1 protein-coding gene is annotated in these 581 nt (G+C 66.4%); it reads left to right on the top strand.

Annotation, left to right across the window (positions count from 1 at the left end; all coding sequences use genetic code 11):
* A partial coding sequence (locus C9414_RS20890; RefSeq protein WP_181286195.1) for an FAD-dependent oxidoreductase occupies window positions 1–581 on the top strand: 581 nt, incomplete at both ends.

Raw genomic sequence — 581 nt, 5'->3', positions numbered from 1 at the left:
CTACACCGACAGCGAAGGCGAAAAGACCCTGACCGTGGACAAGCTGCTGGTGGCCGTCGGCCGTCGCGCCGCCACCAAGGGCCTGCTGGCTGAAGGCACCGGCGTGAAGATCAACGAGCGTGGCCAGATCGAAGTCGACGCGCACTGCCACACCGGCGTCAACGGCGTGTGGGCGGTCGGCGACTGCGTGCGCGGCCCGATGCTGGCGCACAAGGGCTTCGAGGAAGGCATCGCGGTGGCTGAGCTGATCGCCGGCCTGCCGGGCCACGTCAACTTCGACACCATTCCGTGGGTCATCTACACCGAACCGGAACTGGCCTGGGTCGGCAAGACCGAAGCACAGCTGAAGGCCGAAGGCATTCCGTACAAGGCCGGCAGCTTCCCGTTCGCCGCCAACGGCCGTGCCGTGGCGATGATCGAGCCGGCTGGCTTCGTGAAGATCCTGGCCCATGCCGAAACCGATCGCATCCTCGGCATGCACCTGGTTGGCGCCAACGTCTCCGAGCTGGTGCACGAAGGCGTGCTGACCATGGAGTTCAGCGGCTCGGCCGATGATCTGGCCCGTATCTGCCACGCCCACC

Source organism: Bacillus sp. Nf3, from assembly GCF_003028545.1.
In the GTDB taxonomy this organism is placed as follows: domain Bacteria; phylum Bacillota; class Bacilli; order Bacillales; family Bacillaceae; genus Bacillus; species Bacillus safensis.
Note: the sequence above shows the minus strand (reverse complement) of the source record. Positions and strands in the feature narration are given on the sequence as shown.